12 protein-coding genes are annotated in these 15,790 nt (G+C 41.9%); 8 read left to right on the forward strand and 4 right to left on the reverse strand.

Annotated features, from left to right (window positions below):
* The first annotated feature begins 39 nt into the window (after positions 1-39).
* Both DBR43_RS14905 and DBR43_RS14910 read left to right on the forward strand, forming a co-directional pair.
* Positions 40-501: a hypothetical protein gene (locus tag DBR43_RS14905; protein ID WP_124582165.1), complete on the forward strand. Its 462-nt coding sequence runs from the start codon at positions 40-42 to the stop codon at positions 499-501.
* Between the two features lie 184 nt (positions 502-685).
* A complete protein-coding gene (locus tag DBR43_RS14910) occupies positions 686-1,033 on the forward strand; it encodes a hypothetical protein (RefSeq protein ID WP_124582167.1) in 348 nt (115 codons plus the stop codon).
* Positions 1,034-1,126: 93 nt separating this feature from the next.
* Here DBR43_RS14910 and DBR43_RS14915 read toward each other — a convergent pair whose 3' ends face one another.
* Positions 1,127-2,284, reverse strand: coding sequence for a sensor histidine kinase (locus DBR43_RS14915; RefSeq protein WP_124582169.1), 1,158 nt, complete (start codon positions 2,282-2,284; stop codon positions 1,127-1,129).
* A gap of 364 nt (positions 2,285-2,648) precedes the next feature.
* Between DBR43_RS14915 and DBR43_RS14920 the strand changes: the two genes are divergently transcribed.
* Both DBR43_RS14920 and DBR43_RS14925 read left to right on the forward strand, forming a co-directional pair.
* Entirely contained in the window at positions 2,649-3,533 is an 885-nt protein-coding gene (locus DBR43_RS14920; RefSeq protein WP_124582171.1) for a heparin lyase I family protein, read from the forward strand.
* 124 nt (positions 3,534-3,657) lie between these two features.
* Positions 3,658-5,907, forward strand: coding sequence for an ATP-binding cassette domain-containing protein (locus tag DBR43_RS14925; RefSeq protein ID WP_124582173.1), 2,250 nt, complete (start codon positions 3,658-3,660; stop codon positions 5,905-5,907).
* Positions 5,908-6,012: 105 nt separating this feature from the next.
* Here DBR43_RS14925 and DBR43_RS14930 read toward each other — a convergent pair whose 3' ends face one another.
* From DBR43_RS14930 to DBR43_RS14940, 3 genes are all read right to left on the reverse strand, one after another.
* On the reverse strand, positions 6,013-8,877 hold the full coding sequence (locus DBR43_RS14930) for a sugar-binding domain-containing protein (RefSeq protein ID WP_124582175.1): 2,865 nt from the start codon (positions 8,875-8,877) through the stop codon (positions 6,013-6,015).
* 94 nt (positions 8,878-8,971) lie between these two features.
* The gene (locus DBR43_RS14935) at positions 8,972-10,102 is read right to left on the reverse strand and encodes an FAD-dependent oxidoreductase (RefSeq protein WP_124582177.1); all 1,131 of its coding nucleotides are present in this window, start codon (positions 10,100-10,102) and stop codon (positions 8,972-8,974) included.
* A 31-nt stretch (positions 10,103-10,133) separates the two neighbouring features.
* On the reverse strand, positions 10,134-10,913 hold the full coding sequence (locus tag DBR43_RS14940) for a helix-turn-helix domain-containing protein (RefSeq protein WP_124582179.1): 780 nt from the start codon (positions 10,911-10,913) through the stop codon (positions 10,134-10,136).
* A gap of 163 nt (positions 10,914-11,076) precedes the next feature.
* Between DBR43_RS14940 and DBR43_RS14945 the strand changes: the two genes are divergently transcribed.
* The 4 genes from DBR43_RS14945 (at position 11,077) to DBR43_RS14960 (ending at position 15,740) form a co-directional block, all read left to right on the forward strand.
* Positions 11,077-13,308, forward strand: coding sequence for an alpha-L-fucosidase (locus DBR43_RS14945; RefSeq protein WP_124582181.1), 2,232 nt, complete (start codon positions 11,077-11,079; stop codon positions 13,306-13,308).
* 22 nt (positions 13,309-13,330) lie between these two features.
* The gene (locus DBR43_RS14950) at positions 13,331-13,735 is read left to right on the forward strand and encodes a hypothetical protein (protein ID WP_124582183.1); all 405 of its coding nucleotides are present in this window, start codon (positions 13,331-13,333) and stop codon (positions 13,733-13,735) included.
* 101 nt (positions 13,736-13,836) lie between these two features.
* Positions 13,837-14,742: an NmrA family NAD(P)-binding protein gene (locus DBR43_RS14955; RefSeq protein ID WP_124582185.1), complete on the forward strand. Its 906-nt coding sequence runs from the start codon at positions 13,837-13,839 to the stop codon at positions 14,740-14,742.
* 74 nt (positions 14,743-14,816) lie between these two features.
* The gene (locus tag DBR43_RS14960; protein WP_124582187.1) at positions 14,817-15,740 is read left to right on the forward strand and encodes a helix-turn-helix domain-containing protein; all 924 of its coding nucleotides are present in this window, start codon (positions 14,817-14,819) and stop codon (positions 15,738-15,740) included.
* The last annotated feature ends 50 nt before the right edge of the window (positions 15,741-15,790 follow it).

Consider the following 15,790-nt stretch of genomic DNA (forward strand, 5'->3'; position numbering starts at 1 on the left):
CCTATCTTTATTCGAGCCAAGTCAGCGAGGATCCATACAATGAACAACAGCTTCAAACCACTTTACCGCAAAGAAAACAAAGTATCCCTATCCAATAAATACAATGTATCAACCGGCAGTGAATACCGCTATCAGCGACGTAGCAAAGCGTTCCTGAATGATGACCGCAACCACAAATCCATGACAAGCGGCAAATACGGATACGACTATACTCCCCTGTTTAAATTCCTTCTTTCCAAAGTAGGCAACGATTGGGACAAAATATATGCTGAAGCAAAAAATAGACTTAATGATCCGGCTCCCATATTCTGGATGGTAGCACTGCACGAATCCAAACGCAGAAACATCGTACGAGTTGGCGATTCCACCTATTATTCAGGGCTATTTGTCGATGACAATGGAATACTAAGTATTGTAAATCCAAATATCAGCTCTTCTGAACTTCCAGATCCGTATCCAGGGGAAACTCTTTCCTTCAACGGGCTCGTCATAGATAAATAAAGCACCTTAATCCCGGAATCGATTGCCGAAAGCATATTGCAAAGGAATACTGCTCTCATTTCACCTATATTTTAGATAAAGGATTAATCAAAAATCACAAAACGAATCACCCCAGGTTAAATGATCAAATATTTGATGTATTTGCTAATATTTTTAGTATTATTGTGGTCTAAATTTTTATGTTATGGCCTCGGGGGAGAAAAAAACAAAAGTAAATGATCCGTTTTATGAGGATCGATTGAAGATATCATTACAGGCGCACGCAAGTGGATGCCTTATCCAATCAATTTTAACCAAGAAACTTTATACTCCAAAGGAGTTTCTGAACTCTGATGAGAAAGTCACTTACACAAATCTTGGATTGGAAAACTACCCTTCTGTTACCCGTCTATATCCTGGGTATATTCTGGAAAGTCGGGTAAAAATAGTTGAACAGGCTAAAGAGGAATTAGCAAAAGCAGAAGCAGATCTGCAGGACGTAATTAAGAAAGTAATCACAACATTTGATTTTACGCCAAAGTCCAAGCGATAGGAACCAATTATGACAAAGGTGGCATCAAGAATTAACTTGAATGCCACCTATCTTTCCCCTGCCCACTGTCTATGAGAATAGGCTTTATAATCGTTAACCAGATGAATCACATCTAAAATAAACCTTAAAAGTGCTTCCCTGTCCCAAAACACTTTCTACAAGAATCTTACCTCCCATTGCTTCAACCTGATTTTTGGTAATAAACAAGCCGATCCCTCTTGCATCTTTATTGGCATGAAAAGTTTTATACATCCCAAAAATCTTATTTCCATTTTTCTCAAGGTCAATGCCTGATCCATTATCCCTGATAGAAAGCAGTACGAAGTTATCTTCTTTTTCTTCTGTAATGGAAATGAGTAACCTTCTTTCATCAGATCTGTATTTGATGGCATTGGTCAGTAAATTAAGAATAGTACTGTCCAGATATGCTGGTATAACATTTACCAATGAATCAGGATTCAATTCAATTTGGCATCTTCCATCCACCTTTTTAAGTAATGCATGTACGTTACCAACGGTGTTGTCTACCACAGTTTTTAGATTTGCAACTTTGAACCCATCATTAAGACTATGGTTCATGGATACTACCTCCGCTAAATGAGAAATAGTCGCTTCCAAATTTGATGTAGCCTGCTCAAACATAGACAATAATTCTGTCCGTGCATTTTCATCCCGTTCTGTCTTCATGAAGTCTATCAGCATATTTAGGTTACCAGAGTGGGATCTAAGATTATGCGAGACAATCTGTGCAAAATTCATCAGTCGCTTATTTTGATCATTGGTGACCTCAAATATCATTTTCACATGATCTTCTGTCTTTTTCCTATTGGTAATGTCAATGATTTGGGAAACAAAATGCAAAGGTTCTCCAAATTGATCACGAACGATTGAAACAGATAAGATGGCATAAATGGTACTTCCATCCTTATGAAAATATCTTTTCTCCATTTCATAAGTATCTTTCTTCCCGTTGACCAATTTATTTAAAGCGTTCAAATCTTTATTGAGGTCTTCCGGATGGGTCAGATCCTGAAAGGTAATCCTCATCAACTCGGCAGGTCTGTAACCTAACATCTTAGACAAACTCTTGTTGACCTGGATCCACTTCCCATCGAGACCAACGATGGCCATACCAATCGGGGCATGTTCAAATGCTCCTCTAAATTGCTGATCACTGATTCTTAATTTCTCATAGAGAATTTCAGAATCAGTCTCATGCCCGGGCGAATTTGTTCTCTTATCTGACAGCATAAATTTTCTGACTCAAATATCCATTAATTTAAATGTTTTTCACAAAAAAAGAGCTAAGAAAGGGAAACTCTGCCTTGTTTTGAATCATACAAGATTGAAATTGCTTAAAATAGTTATTCCCGACCCTTAGAAATTCCGGCCATTTCCCTCGCCTGCGGCTAGCAAAAAATTAAATTCTAACCGATTTCCAAACAATTATGATCGCAATCAAAAGTGATTAATTTCCTAATGCCCTAATTTTAGCAGTACAAACTAATGTAAAGAACTAATAAAGATTCCGTCCAAAACCTGCTTCATCAGACACAGGATTTCTTTAGTGGTGATTTAGAAGTAAAGCAACCAATTTCTAACCAAAATAATCACCATGAAAAGAACACAAATTAATCTCCAAAAGTATTTGGCTATTGGCCTGTTATTTTTCGCAACCGCCTGCAGCAAAAACGAGACTGAACTAAGAAATCCGGTTCAGGCAGAAGATGGCAATTTAGCCAGGAACCAAGCCACTAATGGCCAAACTTCAACATTTAACAACGGCGATGTCCTTCTGGATGTAAACTATGAAAACGGAACATCAAGCTCTGGCATTACCGGTGTAACGGCCACACATGCCCAGGCGGCCGATGCCGCTTATATGATTACGCCAGCAGAAAATGGCAGCAATTACGCCATCGCACACAAAATTGTTTATGGCGATCCTGCTTATTTATCGGATGAAGCCATTAGAAGTGAAAGCGATGCGGTAGCCATACCGGCTGCCCAATTTTTCCCTGGAGATGAACGTCGATATGAGTTTAGTGTATTGTTGAAAGACTGGACGCCATGGGTTTCCGGACCTACACACGAAACCACTGTTTTTCAGCTAAAAGTATCCGGCAATTCAACCAGCGGATCCGGTGTCCCCCTTCAGTTTCGTACAGCAAGAAATGCAATGCGCCTAAGGTATACAGGCTCCTCTTCGATAAAAGATATTATACCTAATCTGCAGCTGTATAAAAATCAATGGATGCATTTTAGGGTAGATGTTTTATGGGCCGATAATGCTACAGGGTATATGAAAACGTATATGAAACTGCCAGGACAAAGCAGCTATGTACTCGTAGATGAAAAAAACAACTACCGCACTTTTGACGGAAATGTGGCTGTAGGCAACAAAGGTTACATCAAATGGGGTGTTTATGTAACCCAGGAAGGCCTTACGCGGATTGCTTATCACGATAATATCCGGATCATCAAACTTCCGTTACAGTAAACGCGTAACATTGTCCAAATAAAGTCCTTCCAGCAGCCATTCTTTTTATCCCCTGACATACCGTTGTCACAGGCCGGAACTATTTTTGCAGCGTGTATGCACGTAACAAATTTAAAAATCCGGTATGAGAACAATAAAAATATTTGGTGCCCGTCAGAATAACCTGAAAAATATTTCATTAGAAATACCTAAGAACCTGATCACCGTATTTACCGGTGTTTCAGGTTCCGGAAAGTCCTCACTTGTATTTGAAACCATCGGCGCTGAAGCACAGCGTCAGATCAACGAAACGCAAAACAGCTTCACACGAAACCGTTTAAATCATATTGGCGTTGCAGATGTCGATAAAATTGAACACTTAAATGTGCCTGTAATTATTAACCAAAAGCGGCTTGGAGGAAATGCAAGGTCAACCGTAGGAACAGCCACTGATATCCAGGCATCCTTACGACTGCTATTTTCGAGACTTGGAAAACCCTTTGTCGGCTATTCCAGTGTATTTTCCTTCAATAATCCCCAGGGAATGTGCCCGGTTTGTGAAGGCCTGGGCTACGTCAGTACGATAGATATTAACCAGCTTCTGGATAAAAACAAGTCTTTGAATGAAGGCGCTATTTTATTTCCGACATTTCAGCCCGGAGGCTACAGGTGGTTGAGATATGTCCTTTCGGGCTACTTTGACGGGGAAAAGAAACTTAAAGATTTCACAAAGGAAGAATGGGAACTACTCCTCCATGCAGAGGAACACAAGCCCGAACATCCGGATAAATCATGGGGAAAGACGATGCGCTACATCGGGCTAATGAGAAGAATAGAGAACGACTTTTTAAAGAAGGAATCCAAAGAACATCAAAGGAGGCAAAAGGACCTGCAAAAGATCATCACATCAGGAACTTGCCCGGATTGTAAGGGCAAAAGGTTAAACAAAAAAGTACTTTCCTGTAAGATAGCCGGAAAAGATATCGCTCAATGTGCAGCGCTTCCGATGGAAGAACTGCTGGAATTTGTACAGTCGCTCTCCTCAAAGGCATTTGAAACGATATTAAATGAACTTAAAAAAAAGCTTGAAAATGTAATTACCATTGGGCTTCAATACCTTACATTAGACAGAGCAACCAATTCTTTGTCGGGCGGAGAATCACAGCGCATCAAAATGGTCAGGCATTTGGGAAACAGTCTGGAAGACCTGTTATATATATTCGATGAACCGAGCATTGGACTTCATGCAAAAGATCTGGACCATATTTCCCAAATCATCAAACAAATAAAAGAAAAGGGAAATACGGTACTTATTGTGGAGCATGACCCTGACATCATCAAGATTGCCGATCATATTGTTGACATGGGTCCATTTTCAGGTATCCATGGCGGCGAGATCATTTATCAGGGTAATTTCAAGAATCTCAAGACTTCAGAAGGCAAGACCGGCAAATATTTTTCGACCGCACGCAGCTACAAAATGAATCCACGTAAAGGGATTGGATCCATAAAAATTGAAAATGCGAATTTGTATAATTTAAAAAATATTTCTGTTGAAATCCCTAAGCGGGTGTTATCAGTGGTTACAGGTATTGCGGGATCTGGTAAGAGTACCCTGATCAGCAGGGTTTTGCCAGTTCAGTTTCCTGAAGTTATCATTATTGATCAGTCTCCTGTTGCAGGACATTCAAGATCTACGCTGCTGACTTATTTGGGAATTTCGGATAAAATAAGAAAGCTATTTGCAGATGCCAATCAGACGGGCAACCAGTTTTTCAGCAGTAATAGCAAGGGTGCTTGTCCGAACTGTAAAGGGCTCGGTACGGAAAAAATTGACCTGGCATTTATGGATGATATTGAGCTACCTTGTGAAGTATGCCATGGAACTGGATTTAACCCCGCTGTTTTAAAATATAAATTTAAGCATAAAAATATTGCCGAGGTCATGAGCTTAACGGTAGAAGAAGCGGAAGCCTTTTTTGAAGAACCTGATTTTCTGGCGTATTTCAGCCTGCTCTCAGAATTAGGCTTAAGTTATTTGAAATTGGGACAACGCCTTAATTCATTCTCAGGGGGAGAAATGCAGCGGCTAAAACTCAGCAGGGAATTGAAGGGTGGAGAAAATGTGCTGGTGTTGGATGAGCCAAGTACAGGATTGCATCCATCGGACACAGAAAGGTTGATGCGTATTTTAAATAAGTTGGTAGATGAGGGCAATACACTCCTGGTTATTGAACATAATCTTGACATTATTTCGCAAGCGGACTGGATTATTGACATTGGTCCTGGTGCAGGCAAATATGGCGGAAAGTTGGTTTTTGAAGGGACAGTAGCGCAATTATTAAAAGATAAAAACTCCGAAACTGCCAGGTATTTGAGAAAACACCTGGCATGACCAGCGCCAGGCAATGGGTGTTTTTATACCAGATATAGATTCTATTTTAAGTTTCGTCTGCCTGCTTCGTACTTATGGCATCTGCTTTACCAATCACAAGCATCGTTATTCATTTATCAATTGCTGAATCTTTGTCAAATCAACAGCAGTCCCTGGTTTAAATGCAGCCCCGGCCATGTATTTTTCCAGGCTGTAGCGCAGCTGACGGGCTTCCGGGCGTTTGTCCTGGTCCGTTAGCAGGTCTATCGCCGAAACCAGCAATTTGCCCTTTCCAACATTACATTCAAAGACCAAACCCAGGGAACGCGCCGTTACCCAGTCGTCGATAACCCTTACAATTGGTTTGATGTCTTTTCCTATCGCGCTAAGCTTGATGGCATTTGAATGTGTCATTGCATCCCACCATTGCCAGTTGGAATGGTACTGTGTAGGAAACTCTGCCAATGCCGGGTGTTTTGGATCACATAGAATTCCCATCGTTGTTGGAGGCTGACTTTTAGTCCATGCCGTATTCCAGAATATAGTAGAGAATCCGATTTTAATATCACCTCCCATTTCTGGCTTAACCGATCCTTTTTTAAGCGTGAGCAATACCTTCCCGCCCTGATTTAGTGTTTCAATTGCCTTAGTATCCAGCTCCTGGGTCAGCATGATTTCTTTATAGGTTTCAGATCGTTCTTCCGGATAAACAAAGATGTCCCATGTATTGGTATGGTTTGATACTGTTGCTTTCAAAATGACACGTTGTGCTTTTTTAATTGCTCCGAGCGACTGCCGGATGGTTCCTAACTTTATGGCATTTCCCATCGCGATTGTCTCATTTTTAAAGCTTCCGTTAAATAACCGGACTCCGCTTTCAGACTCGATACTCCAGCTGACAATATCTTTTATAGGCGCATCACTGAAGTTGGCGATTTCTAATGGAACAATGAATTCTTCATTATTGGTATAAACCATTTTCGGCAACCTCGCCAGCAGGACTACAGGCGCACAAAACCGGCTATATTCAGACGCATTAATATAAGGTTTCGGTTCCCAGAATGGATCTAAAACGCCAACCAACGCTGTTCCCTGACCAGGAAAATCATTTAAACCCAACAGTTGAAAACCTGCAAAGCCAGGCGTACGCAGTGCCGCTTCAATATCGGCCTTATAACACAGGGACTGCAATTTTCCTGAGGCCATAAAAAAGCTATCCGCCAGCATAGAAAGTCCGTTTTCTTCCAGTTTATCTCTAAAGATCTCGAAGTTCTTTGGCTTTAAGACCCCATCATATTTTTTAATTTCCCTGAAATTAGGGTATACACACCACTGACCAATTTCATGACTAACCGTAGGCTGTTTCCAGTTGGAAATAATCTTTGTAAAATCGTAATCTGATCGTGGCGCTTCTTTATTGATGATACTCGACAGTCCCTGCCCCCAGCCCTGAATTCTTGGTTCCGGCATATTGTTATAGTCACTTACATCGTTTTGTGGCCATCCCGCAGCGGTGGTATACATTCTTCTCGGATCTTTTGCCTTCCAGTAATTGACAAAATCGACCAGGTATTTAACCATATCTTTCCCTCCCGGCTCATTTCCATAAGTCATCATTACAAAAGAGGGATGGTTGCCATAGGCTTTGACCATTTTCTCACTTTCCTCATAAATGTATTTATCCAGGGCTAAACCATCACCAATTGAAGCACCATTACCCCCATTTGCCCAGGCAGAGGATTCGACCTGCAAAAACAGACCGAGACGATCGGCCGCCGTAAAAGCGGCTTCTGGCGGGCACCAGGAGTGAAACCTGATGTGGTTTAATCCGTGGGCCTTTACCGTATTAAAGATCTTCAACCAGCTTGCTACATCGGTTGGAGGATAACCGGTTTTAGGAAAAGAAGCACAATCCAGAGCGCCTCTTAAAAAAGTAGGCTTGCCATTGATGCTGAACTGTGTTCCATTGGCTTTGAATTCGCGCATTCCAAAGGTTATAATTTTATGATCAGATGCTCCTTGTTTTTGCTGTTCAAGGCTGACCTGCATTTTGTATAAATTGGGATGAAATTCATTCCATAACAGGGATTGATCTCCCATAGGATAAACGATCTCGACGGTCTTTTCCTTTTCAGAAAGCAGTAATTTCCGGCTCAGAGATTTCCCTTTCGCGGCTCCCTTTTTGTCTATAATAGCCGATAGGTTTAAAGTTACTTCCTGTGAAGCACCAGTGGTATTGTTCAGCTGAATCTTCGCAAGTACCTGGTTGTTTTTAAGGTCCGGATAAAGCTGTACATCAGCAATGAAAACATTTGACCTGGCCCGGAGACTCAACTCTCCCACCATTCCATTCCAGTTGGTCTGAGTATGGTCGCTCACACTATGTGCGTTCTCGCCCATGTTAAAGGTCTTGATCCTGTTGTCTACCCTGATCGTTAACCGGTGTTTTCCTGCTTTTAATTTATGGCCAATTTCAAATACCTGCGCTGTTCCCAGACTGTTCTCCATTCCAACCTGAACATTGTCTAACCATACTGTTGTTTCCCAATGGCTTCTTTCGATAAAGAGTTGTATCGTTTTGTTTTTCCAGTTAGTCGGGATCTCTATTGTTTTCTGATACCAGGCAGCACCTTTATAGTACTTTTCCGGTTGCAGCCAGAAGGGAATTTTAACATTTCCAGGTTGTCTGTATTTTGCATATTCGCTGCTGGTAAACCAGGATTTGTCAAGGATCTCTCCTGTCCATGGTGTATTTACTGTAATTTCGTTGCCTTTTCCATTGGTAGTCATTGATCCCGGAAGCTTAATTTGCTCCCTTAATTTCAGGTTGTACCATTTGTCGGCAACACCTTTATCCAGCGAATCGATTTGAAAAGCCCAGGTTCCGGAAAGGTTAATCTGAGCATCATTTTTAGACTGTGCGGCGGCTGAAAACACGATCAGATGCACTATTAAAAGTGACTTACTTAATTGTGTAAGGAAATTTTTCATATATCTGGTTGGTTGGCAATACAACAAACTTATCAACCAAAGGCACTTTACACAATAGACAATCTTATGCAAAGGATGGACATTCTCATTTCTGCTATCGTCTGTCTTTTATGATTTCGGTGATGTCTTCGTCTGAATGAATTCCTGCTTCCGCTTCGGTAGTCTCGTGTTGGGCTTTAGCGGCGTATTCAAACATTTTGGTCTCATAGTTTTCTATGGCCTCCTCTATACTTTCAAATTGTCCGCCTGTAAGACTTTCGGCCAGATACAAAGCGTCCAGCAAACCTATATTGACCCCTACTCCTGCAAATGGTGGCATGACGTGCGCTGCATCCCCAATCAGGGTGATATTGCCTTTTTTATACCAGGGCTTGTCGAGCGGCATTTTTCGCATCGGTAAAAGTGTAAAGGTTTCAGTTGCCTGAATCAGTTCTTTATAGGAGTCATGCCAGTTCTTTAATAAATCGTTCAGAAAGGAAGCGATGGCTGCTTTGTCTTTGAAATCCAAACCATGCTCTTTTATCCAGCTTTCAGGTCTTTTAAATGAAACATAATAATTCATAGCACCATTGGATTTGGTCTGAGAGAACAACATTTTTTGTTCGCCCATTACCATGAAATTGCCCTGTCCGGATGTTTCTTTGAAGTTTGGACATGCAGTACCGGGGTTTGAAACTTCGCCCTGGATGATGATTGTTCCTGTATACCGAGGGGTCATATCGGTCACGTAATTTCTTAAATTGCACATTCCCCCATTGGCACCGATGATCAGATCGGCAGTTTCGGTGATATTGCCCTCGAAATGTACCTCCCAGGACTCCTTGTTTTTTGTCAAGGAAAGGAATTTTCTATCCCAAACCACGGTACCTTCCTCTAAATTGTCGAGCAGCAATTTCCTCAGTTCAGTCCGGTCAATTTCGGGTCTATAGTACAAGTGTTCCTCGTCCGGAAACTCTTCCATAACAATGCCACCATCCATATTTGCTGCCCTTTCTCCTGTCGGTCTTGCAATTTTGTAGAATGCCGCGATCAGTCCGGCTTTTTCCAGGGCTTTTTGTCCGGTGTCGTTGTGGAGATCCAGCGTGCCTCCTGTTACCCTCGCATTTGCATTTTCATCGCGTTCATATACTTTTACACTTGCACCTTTTTGCTGCAAAAGTCGGGCAAGGGTTAATCCTACCGGGCCTCCCCCTATGATGGCTACTTTTTTATTTTTTAATAACATATGATTTTACCTGTTTATTTACAGGACAAAATTACTTTTTACTGATGGCAGAAATTTGAATAAATCGGCCGTTTTCATTTCTATGCAATTCTTTTGGATTTACACCGGATAGCTTTTTCACCTCCCTGCTGAAGTGGGCCTGATCGGAAAAATTTAATTCAGGAAAAAGTTCACCCTTTTTAATTTGTACAAAAGAAGCTTTAAAACGGAGGATGCTGCAATAGGTTTTTAACGAAAGACCAAAGTATTGGGTAAAGTAGCGGTTGATCTGCCTGCTGCTCCAAAATGATTGTTCAGCCAATTCGGCAACGGTCATTTCGCCATTTGAGGCATAAATTAATCCGAACAGGTTTTCTTTACGGCGATCGATGCTGGCAGGGATTAAGCTTTTAATTTTATCGGAAGCTTTTACTGAAAAGGCTTCAAAATCGTTCAGGTCGGCTTCTTCAAAGTTCCAAAAATCGTTCGGCAATGGCTGAAACTCATTTAGAAGCCCTGCAATTGATCGATGGAATAAATATTCAAGTGCCAAAAGTTTGAAGCTGATCAAAAACATTTTGGTATTAGCCTCTACTTCTCTCTTACCATACAAAGTGCCCAGTCCAAGTAAAGAAATCTGAAAGGGTTCGCCGGCATCTTTCGAAAGAACCAGATCAAAATTGGCATCAGGCATCACCACCACTTCTTTTTCGATCCCCGTGGCGTTTTCGACCATCCAAAAGCACTCCACAAAATCTGCTATCGATTTATCGGGGAGCCGTTTTTTATATTGAATTTCGTTTAGATCTCCTTTATGATCCTGGCTTTGCATGACAACGCTGAAATTTGTTTTTCTATTCCAAGATAGGCTTTTATTCATGTAAATGAGTAGTCTCAGGGGATGGTTGAGTCGGATTTGTGCAAAAAAAAGTCCTTTTAAGTCAATTTTTTATATGGTTTGCTTTTGTACATTTGAATTCAACCAAATTATCCGAATGAAAAAAATATTTATCGGCGTCTTCACCGGCGCAATATTTTATTTAAACGTACATGCACAAAAAAATGTGATCAGCCTACAAAATACAATTCCTGTAACCGCCACTGATACAAAAGCATCTATTATAGCTAAAGCGGCCCATGTAGTACCCAGCGCCAATCAGCTTGCTGCCTTAAAAAACGAGTTTATTGCCTTTATACATTTTGGTCCCAATACTTTTACCCGCATGGAATGGGGAAATGGTAAAGAAGACCCGAAAATTTTTGATTTAAAGGAACTCCATACCGATCAGTGGTGCCAATCGATGAAATCAGCAGGGATGAAAATGGTGATCCTGACGGCAAAACACCATGACGGATTTGTACTTTGGCAAAGCCGATATACCAATCATGGGATCATGTCTACAGGTTTTCAGAATGGCAAAGGAGATATTGTGAAAGCCTTGTCCGCTTCCTGTAAAAAATATGGCTTAAAATTAGGGATTTACTTGTCGCCCGCAGACCTCTTCCAGATTGAGAGCGACAGCGGCTTATACGGTAATTTAAGTAAGGTTAACAAACGTACCATTCCGGGAACGGTTGCTGGCAGACCCTTTGCCAACAAAACCAAATTTGAGTTTGAGGTGGATGATTACAACGAGTATTTTCTTAACCAGCTCTTCGAACTGTTAACAGAATATGGTCCGATCGATGAAGTTTGGTTTGACGGGGCTCATCCGAAGACAAAAGGTGGCCAGAAATACAACTATGCTGCCTGGAAAAAACTCATCCATACTTTGGCGCCTAAGGCAGTTATTTTTGGTAAAGAAGATATCCGCTGGTGCGGTAATGAAGCCGGTGGAACGCGAAATACGGAATGGAATGTTATTCCATATCCTGAAAATCCCAATACTGCAACTGATTTTCCGGATTTAACTGAGGAATCACTGGGTACCAGGAATGAACTGTATAAAGGGAAATATTTACATTATCAGCAGGCGGAAACAAATACCTCCATACGTGAGGGCTGGTTTTACCGGGATGATGAAAAACAGAAAGTTCGGAGCAGCGATGATGTGTTTGACATTTACGAAAGAGCCGTTGGCGGTAATTCTACTTTCTTATTGAACATTCCGCCAAACCGGGAAGGCAAATTCTCTCCGGAAGATGTAGGTGTACTTACCGAAGTAGGCAAACGCATTAAGGAAACTTATGGCAAAAATTTATTCGCTGCTGCAAAAGGCCCGAAACAGGTACTGGATAAAAACTTAAATACCTATTTATTGCTGACAAAGCCGGAAAACAGCATAGAAATTACGACCGGCAGTCCGGTTACCATCAACAGAATTGTTTTGCAGGAAGCGATTGCGTCTCATAGTGAACGGGTGGAAGAACATGTACTGGAGGCCTTTATTGAAAATAAGTGGCAGAAAATTGCTGCTGCAACGAATATTGGTTATAAGCGCATTCTCCGTTTTCCAGAGGTGACGGCTTCCAGATTCAGACTAAAAGTTTTGTCGTCAAGGGCTGTTCCGGCAATTGCCACAATTGAGGCACATTACTACCGGTCAAAACCACCTCAACTTCAATTCGACAGGGACATTAATGGCCTTGTGACCATATCGCCCAAAAAACATGAGTTTGGATGGAAACCACATGGACAGGATGCTACAGGAAACCTGGGTACCGGTACTCAAATTTATTATACCACCGATGGTACCGAACCCTCTTCTGCTTCAAAAAAATACACAGCCCCTATCCTGGTCGTTAATGCAGAGGTTAAAGCCATTGCCATTGCGAATCATGATAAAGGAAGTGTTGCCAAAGCAACATTTGGCCTGCTGCAAAAAGACTGGAAACTCTTAAATGCAGGAAGCGAACCAAACAAAGGAACAAAGGCTTTTGATGCCAACAAAGACACTTACTGGCAAGCGGAATTTAACGATGAAACATCGCTGATGTCTATAGATTTGGGTGTTGTACATAAGTTAACGGCCTTCATTTATACGCCTCCCAAAGCTTTTTTTGATGGCATGGTGGAAAAGGGAATCATTCAGACCAGTAAGGATGGTAAAAACTGGGAGGATGCAGAAAGTTTTGAATTTGGCAACCTGATTAACGATCCAACCGCCAGAACACACTATTTTAAAAATGAAATATCAACCAGGTATATCAGGCTGAAGCCAACAGCAATTGCCGGAAGTAAAAAGTCAGTAGCGATTGCAGAACTGGATTTTTTGTCACTAAATTAGTGGCCCGCATCATCCAAAAAATATGAGAAAAATAGACCTCGTGACCGACTTTCAGAAAAAATCGATCGCACAAATTCGGCAAGCTTTCTTCAGGGAGCGCACAGCGTCCGGGGAATTGGTATTTGAACTTGAATTTTGGTCAGTGTGTTTCGACAAGATCTTATATCTGTATCCCGACTATAGAGAGCTGCCAAAGGAGAGCGTCATCTACAAATATTGCTGGTCGAATGAACATGATGACGATGTTTGGGGCAATGAAGACGATGGCGAGGTGGAATTTGATCGCGTTGAAGAATTCTACGGACACCTGAAATCTATCACCCTTCCTGAGGATTCGTACGGGAAAGAAGAATATCATGCGATTCTTGAAATATGTGAATCAGCCATAAAGAATAAGAACAAACTATTCTTTATGGCCGATTACTAAGGCAAAGCCCTATTACCTCCCTTTGGCTACAACATAGCGACCTTTGGCTACATTTCTCTTGCGCTTAGTTCGGACTTTTGACTTAACAAAAAAAGCAAAACATGAACATCGTACTTACAGGCTCGCTTGGAAACATTGGCAGGCCACTCACAGAAACATTGGTTGGCAATGGCCATACCGTTACCGTTATCAGCAGCAATGCCGAGCGTAAGAAAGACATTGAACTCCTGGGTGCAACAGCAGCCATTGGGACCTTACAGGATGTAGATTTCTTAGCAGAAACTTTCAAAGGCGCGGACATTGTTTACCTGATGGAAACTATGGAAGCTGCCGGCAATATGTTCGATCAATCCGTTGACTTTATCAGCGACATTACTAAAATCGGCGAAAATTACAAAGCGGCTGTAGAACGCTCCGGAGTGAAACAGCTGATCCACCTCAGCAGCATTGGCGCACATACCAATGAAGGGACCGGGATCATCCTTTTCCACCACAATGTTGAGACCATTCTCAGACAACTTCCGGCCGGGATCGCGATCAAGTTCATTCGTCCGGTAAGCTTTTACATCAACCTGTTTTCTGCTATTCACAACATCAAATCCCAGGGGGCCATCATTTCGAATTACGGTGGTGATGTCAAAGAGCCATGGGTTTCGCCGAAAGACATTGCTGCCGTTGTTGCCGAAGAGGTAGATAAACCTTTTGAGGGCAAAACCATACGTTATGTGGCCAGTGATGAAGTTTCGCCTAATGAGATTGCTCAGGCGCTGGGAGAAGCCATCGGCAAACCTGATCTGAAATGGCAGGTTATTCCAGGCGAACAGTTGCTGAATAGCTGGCTTAGCATTGGTTTTAACGAACAGGTAGCCAGGGGTTTTGTGGAGCTGCAGGAAAGCCAGGGCAACGGAAAGCTCTACGAAGATTACCATCAACACAAACCGGCTTTAGGCAAGGTGAAGCTGAAAGACTTCGCCAAAGACTTTGCCGAAGCCTATGAAAGGGAATAAATAACCCGTTTAATGTTCCAGGTATTTATTAATTTCGGATAAAAGGCAATGCAAGAGGAATAGCAGGCAAGCGCATGAGAAAAATTAAAAAATTAAAAACCATTAAAGAATTTCATCAGACCAGAAGTCTTAGCCCTCCTGAGCACCCTTTAATCAGCATCGTGAATTATGCGGAGATCCAAATGCTGCCAGAGTACCTGGAATACAAATGGACCTTTGATTTCTATCTGGTAGCACTTAAAAAGAATATTGGTGGCAAGGTAATGTACGGTCAGCAGTCCTATGACTTTGACGAAGGTGTGATGTTCTTTATTGCTCCTGGTCAGGTATTCGGCATAGAGCAGATTGCCGGTACACCTGCCGATAAATCTGGCTGGATGTTGCTCATCCATCCGGATTTCCTTTGGAATACTGCTTTGGCTAAAGGGATAAGGAAGTATGAGTATTTCGGCTATGCCATTCATGAGGCCCTCTTTGTATCTAAAAAGGAAGAAGATATCCTGATGGGGATCATCGGTAACATTGAGCGGGAATATCACGCCAATATTGACAAGTTTAGTCAGGGGATTATTATTTCCCAGCTGGAGACGCTGCTCAATTACGCTGAGCGATTTTACAACCGCCAGTTTATTACCCGAAAGCGTGCCGGCCACCAAATGCTGGATCAGCTGGAATTGTTGTTTGCCGATTATTTCGGCCAGAATCTCGCCAGTGCGAAAGGCCTGCCAACGGTGCAGTATTTCGCGGAAAGGTTACACTTATCTCCGAAATATTTAAGCACGATGCTAAAGACCTTAACAGGGCAAACGGCTCAGCAATTTATCCATGAGCAGCTGATAGAACTGGCTAAACAGCAATTGTCTGTCACTTCTCTCAGTGTAGGCGAAATCGCGTATCTCTTAGGTTTTGAGCATTCCCAGTCCTTTAACAAGCTCTTCAAGAGCAAAACTTCCTTTACACCGCTGGAATTCCGAAAATCATTTGAGAACCAGAACTGAGACGTGATCTCCCCCCTTAATTGTCGCTATCTCCACGCGCAGGTTCGGAG

Origin of the sequence: Pedobacter sp. KBW06 (genome assembly GCF_003852525.1) — a bacterium.
In the GTDB taxonomy this organism is placed as follows: Bacteria; Bacteroidota; Bacteroidia; order Sphingobacteriales; family Sphingobacteriaceae; genus Pedobacter.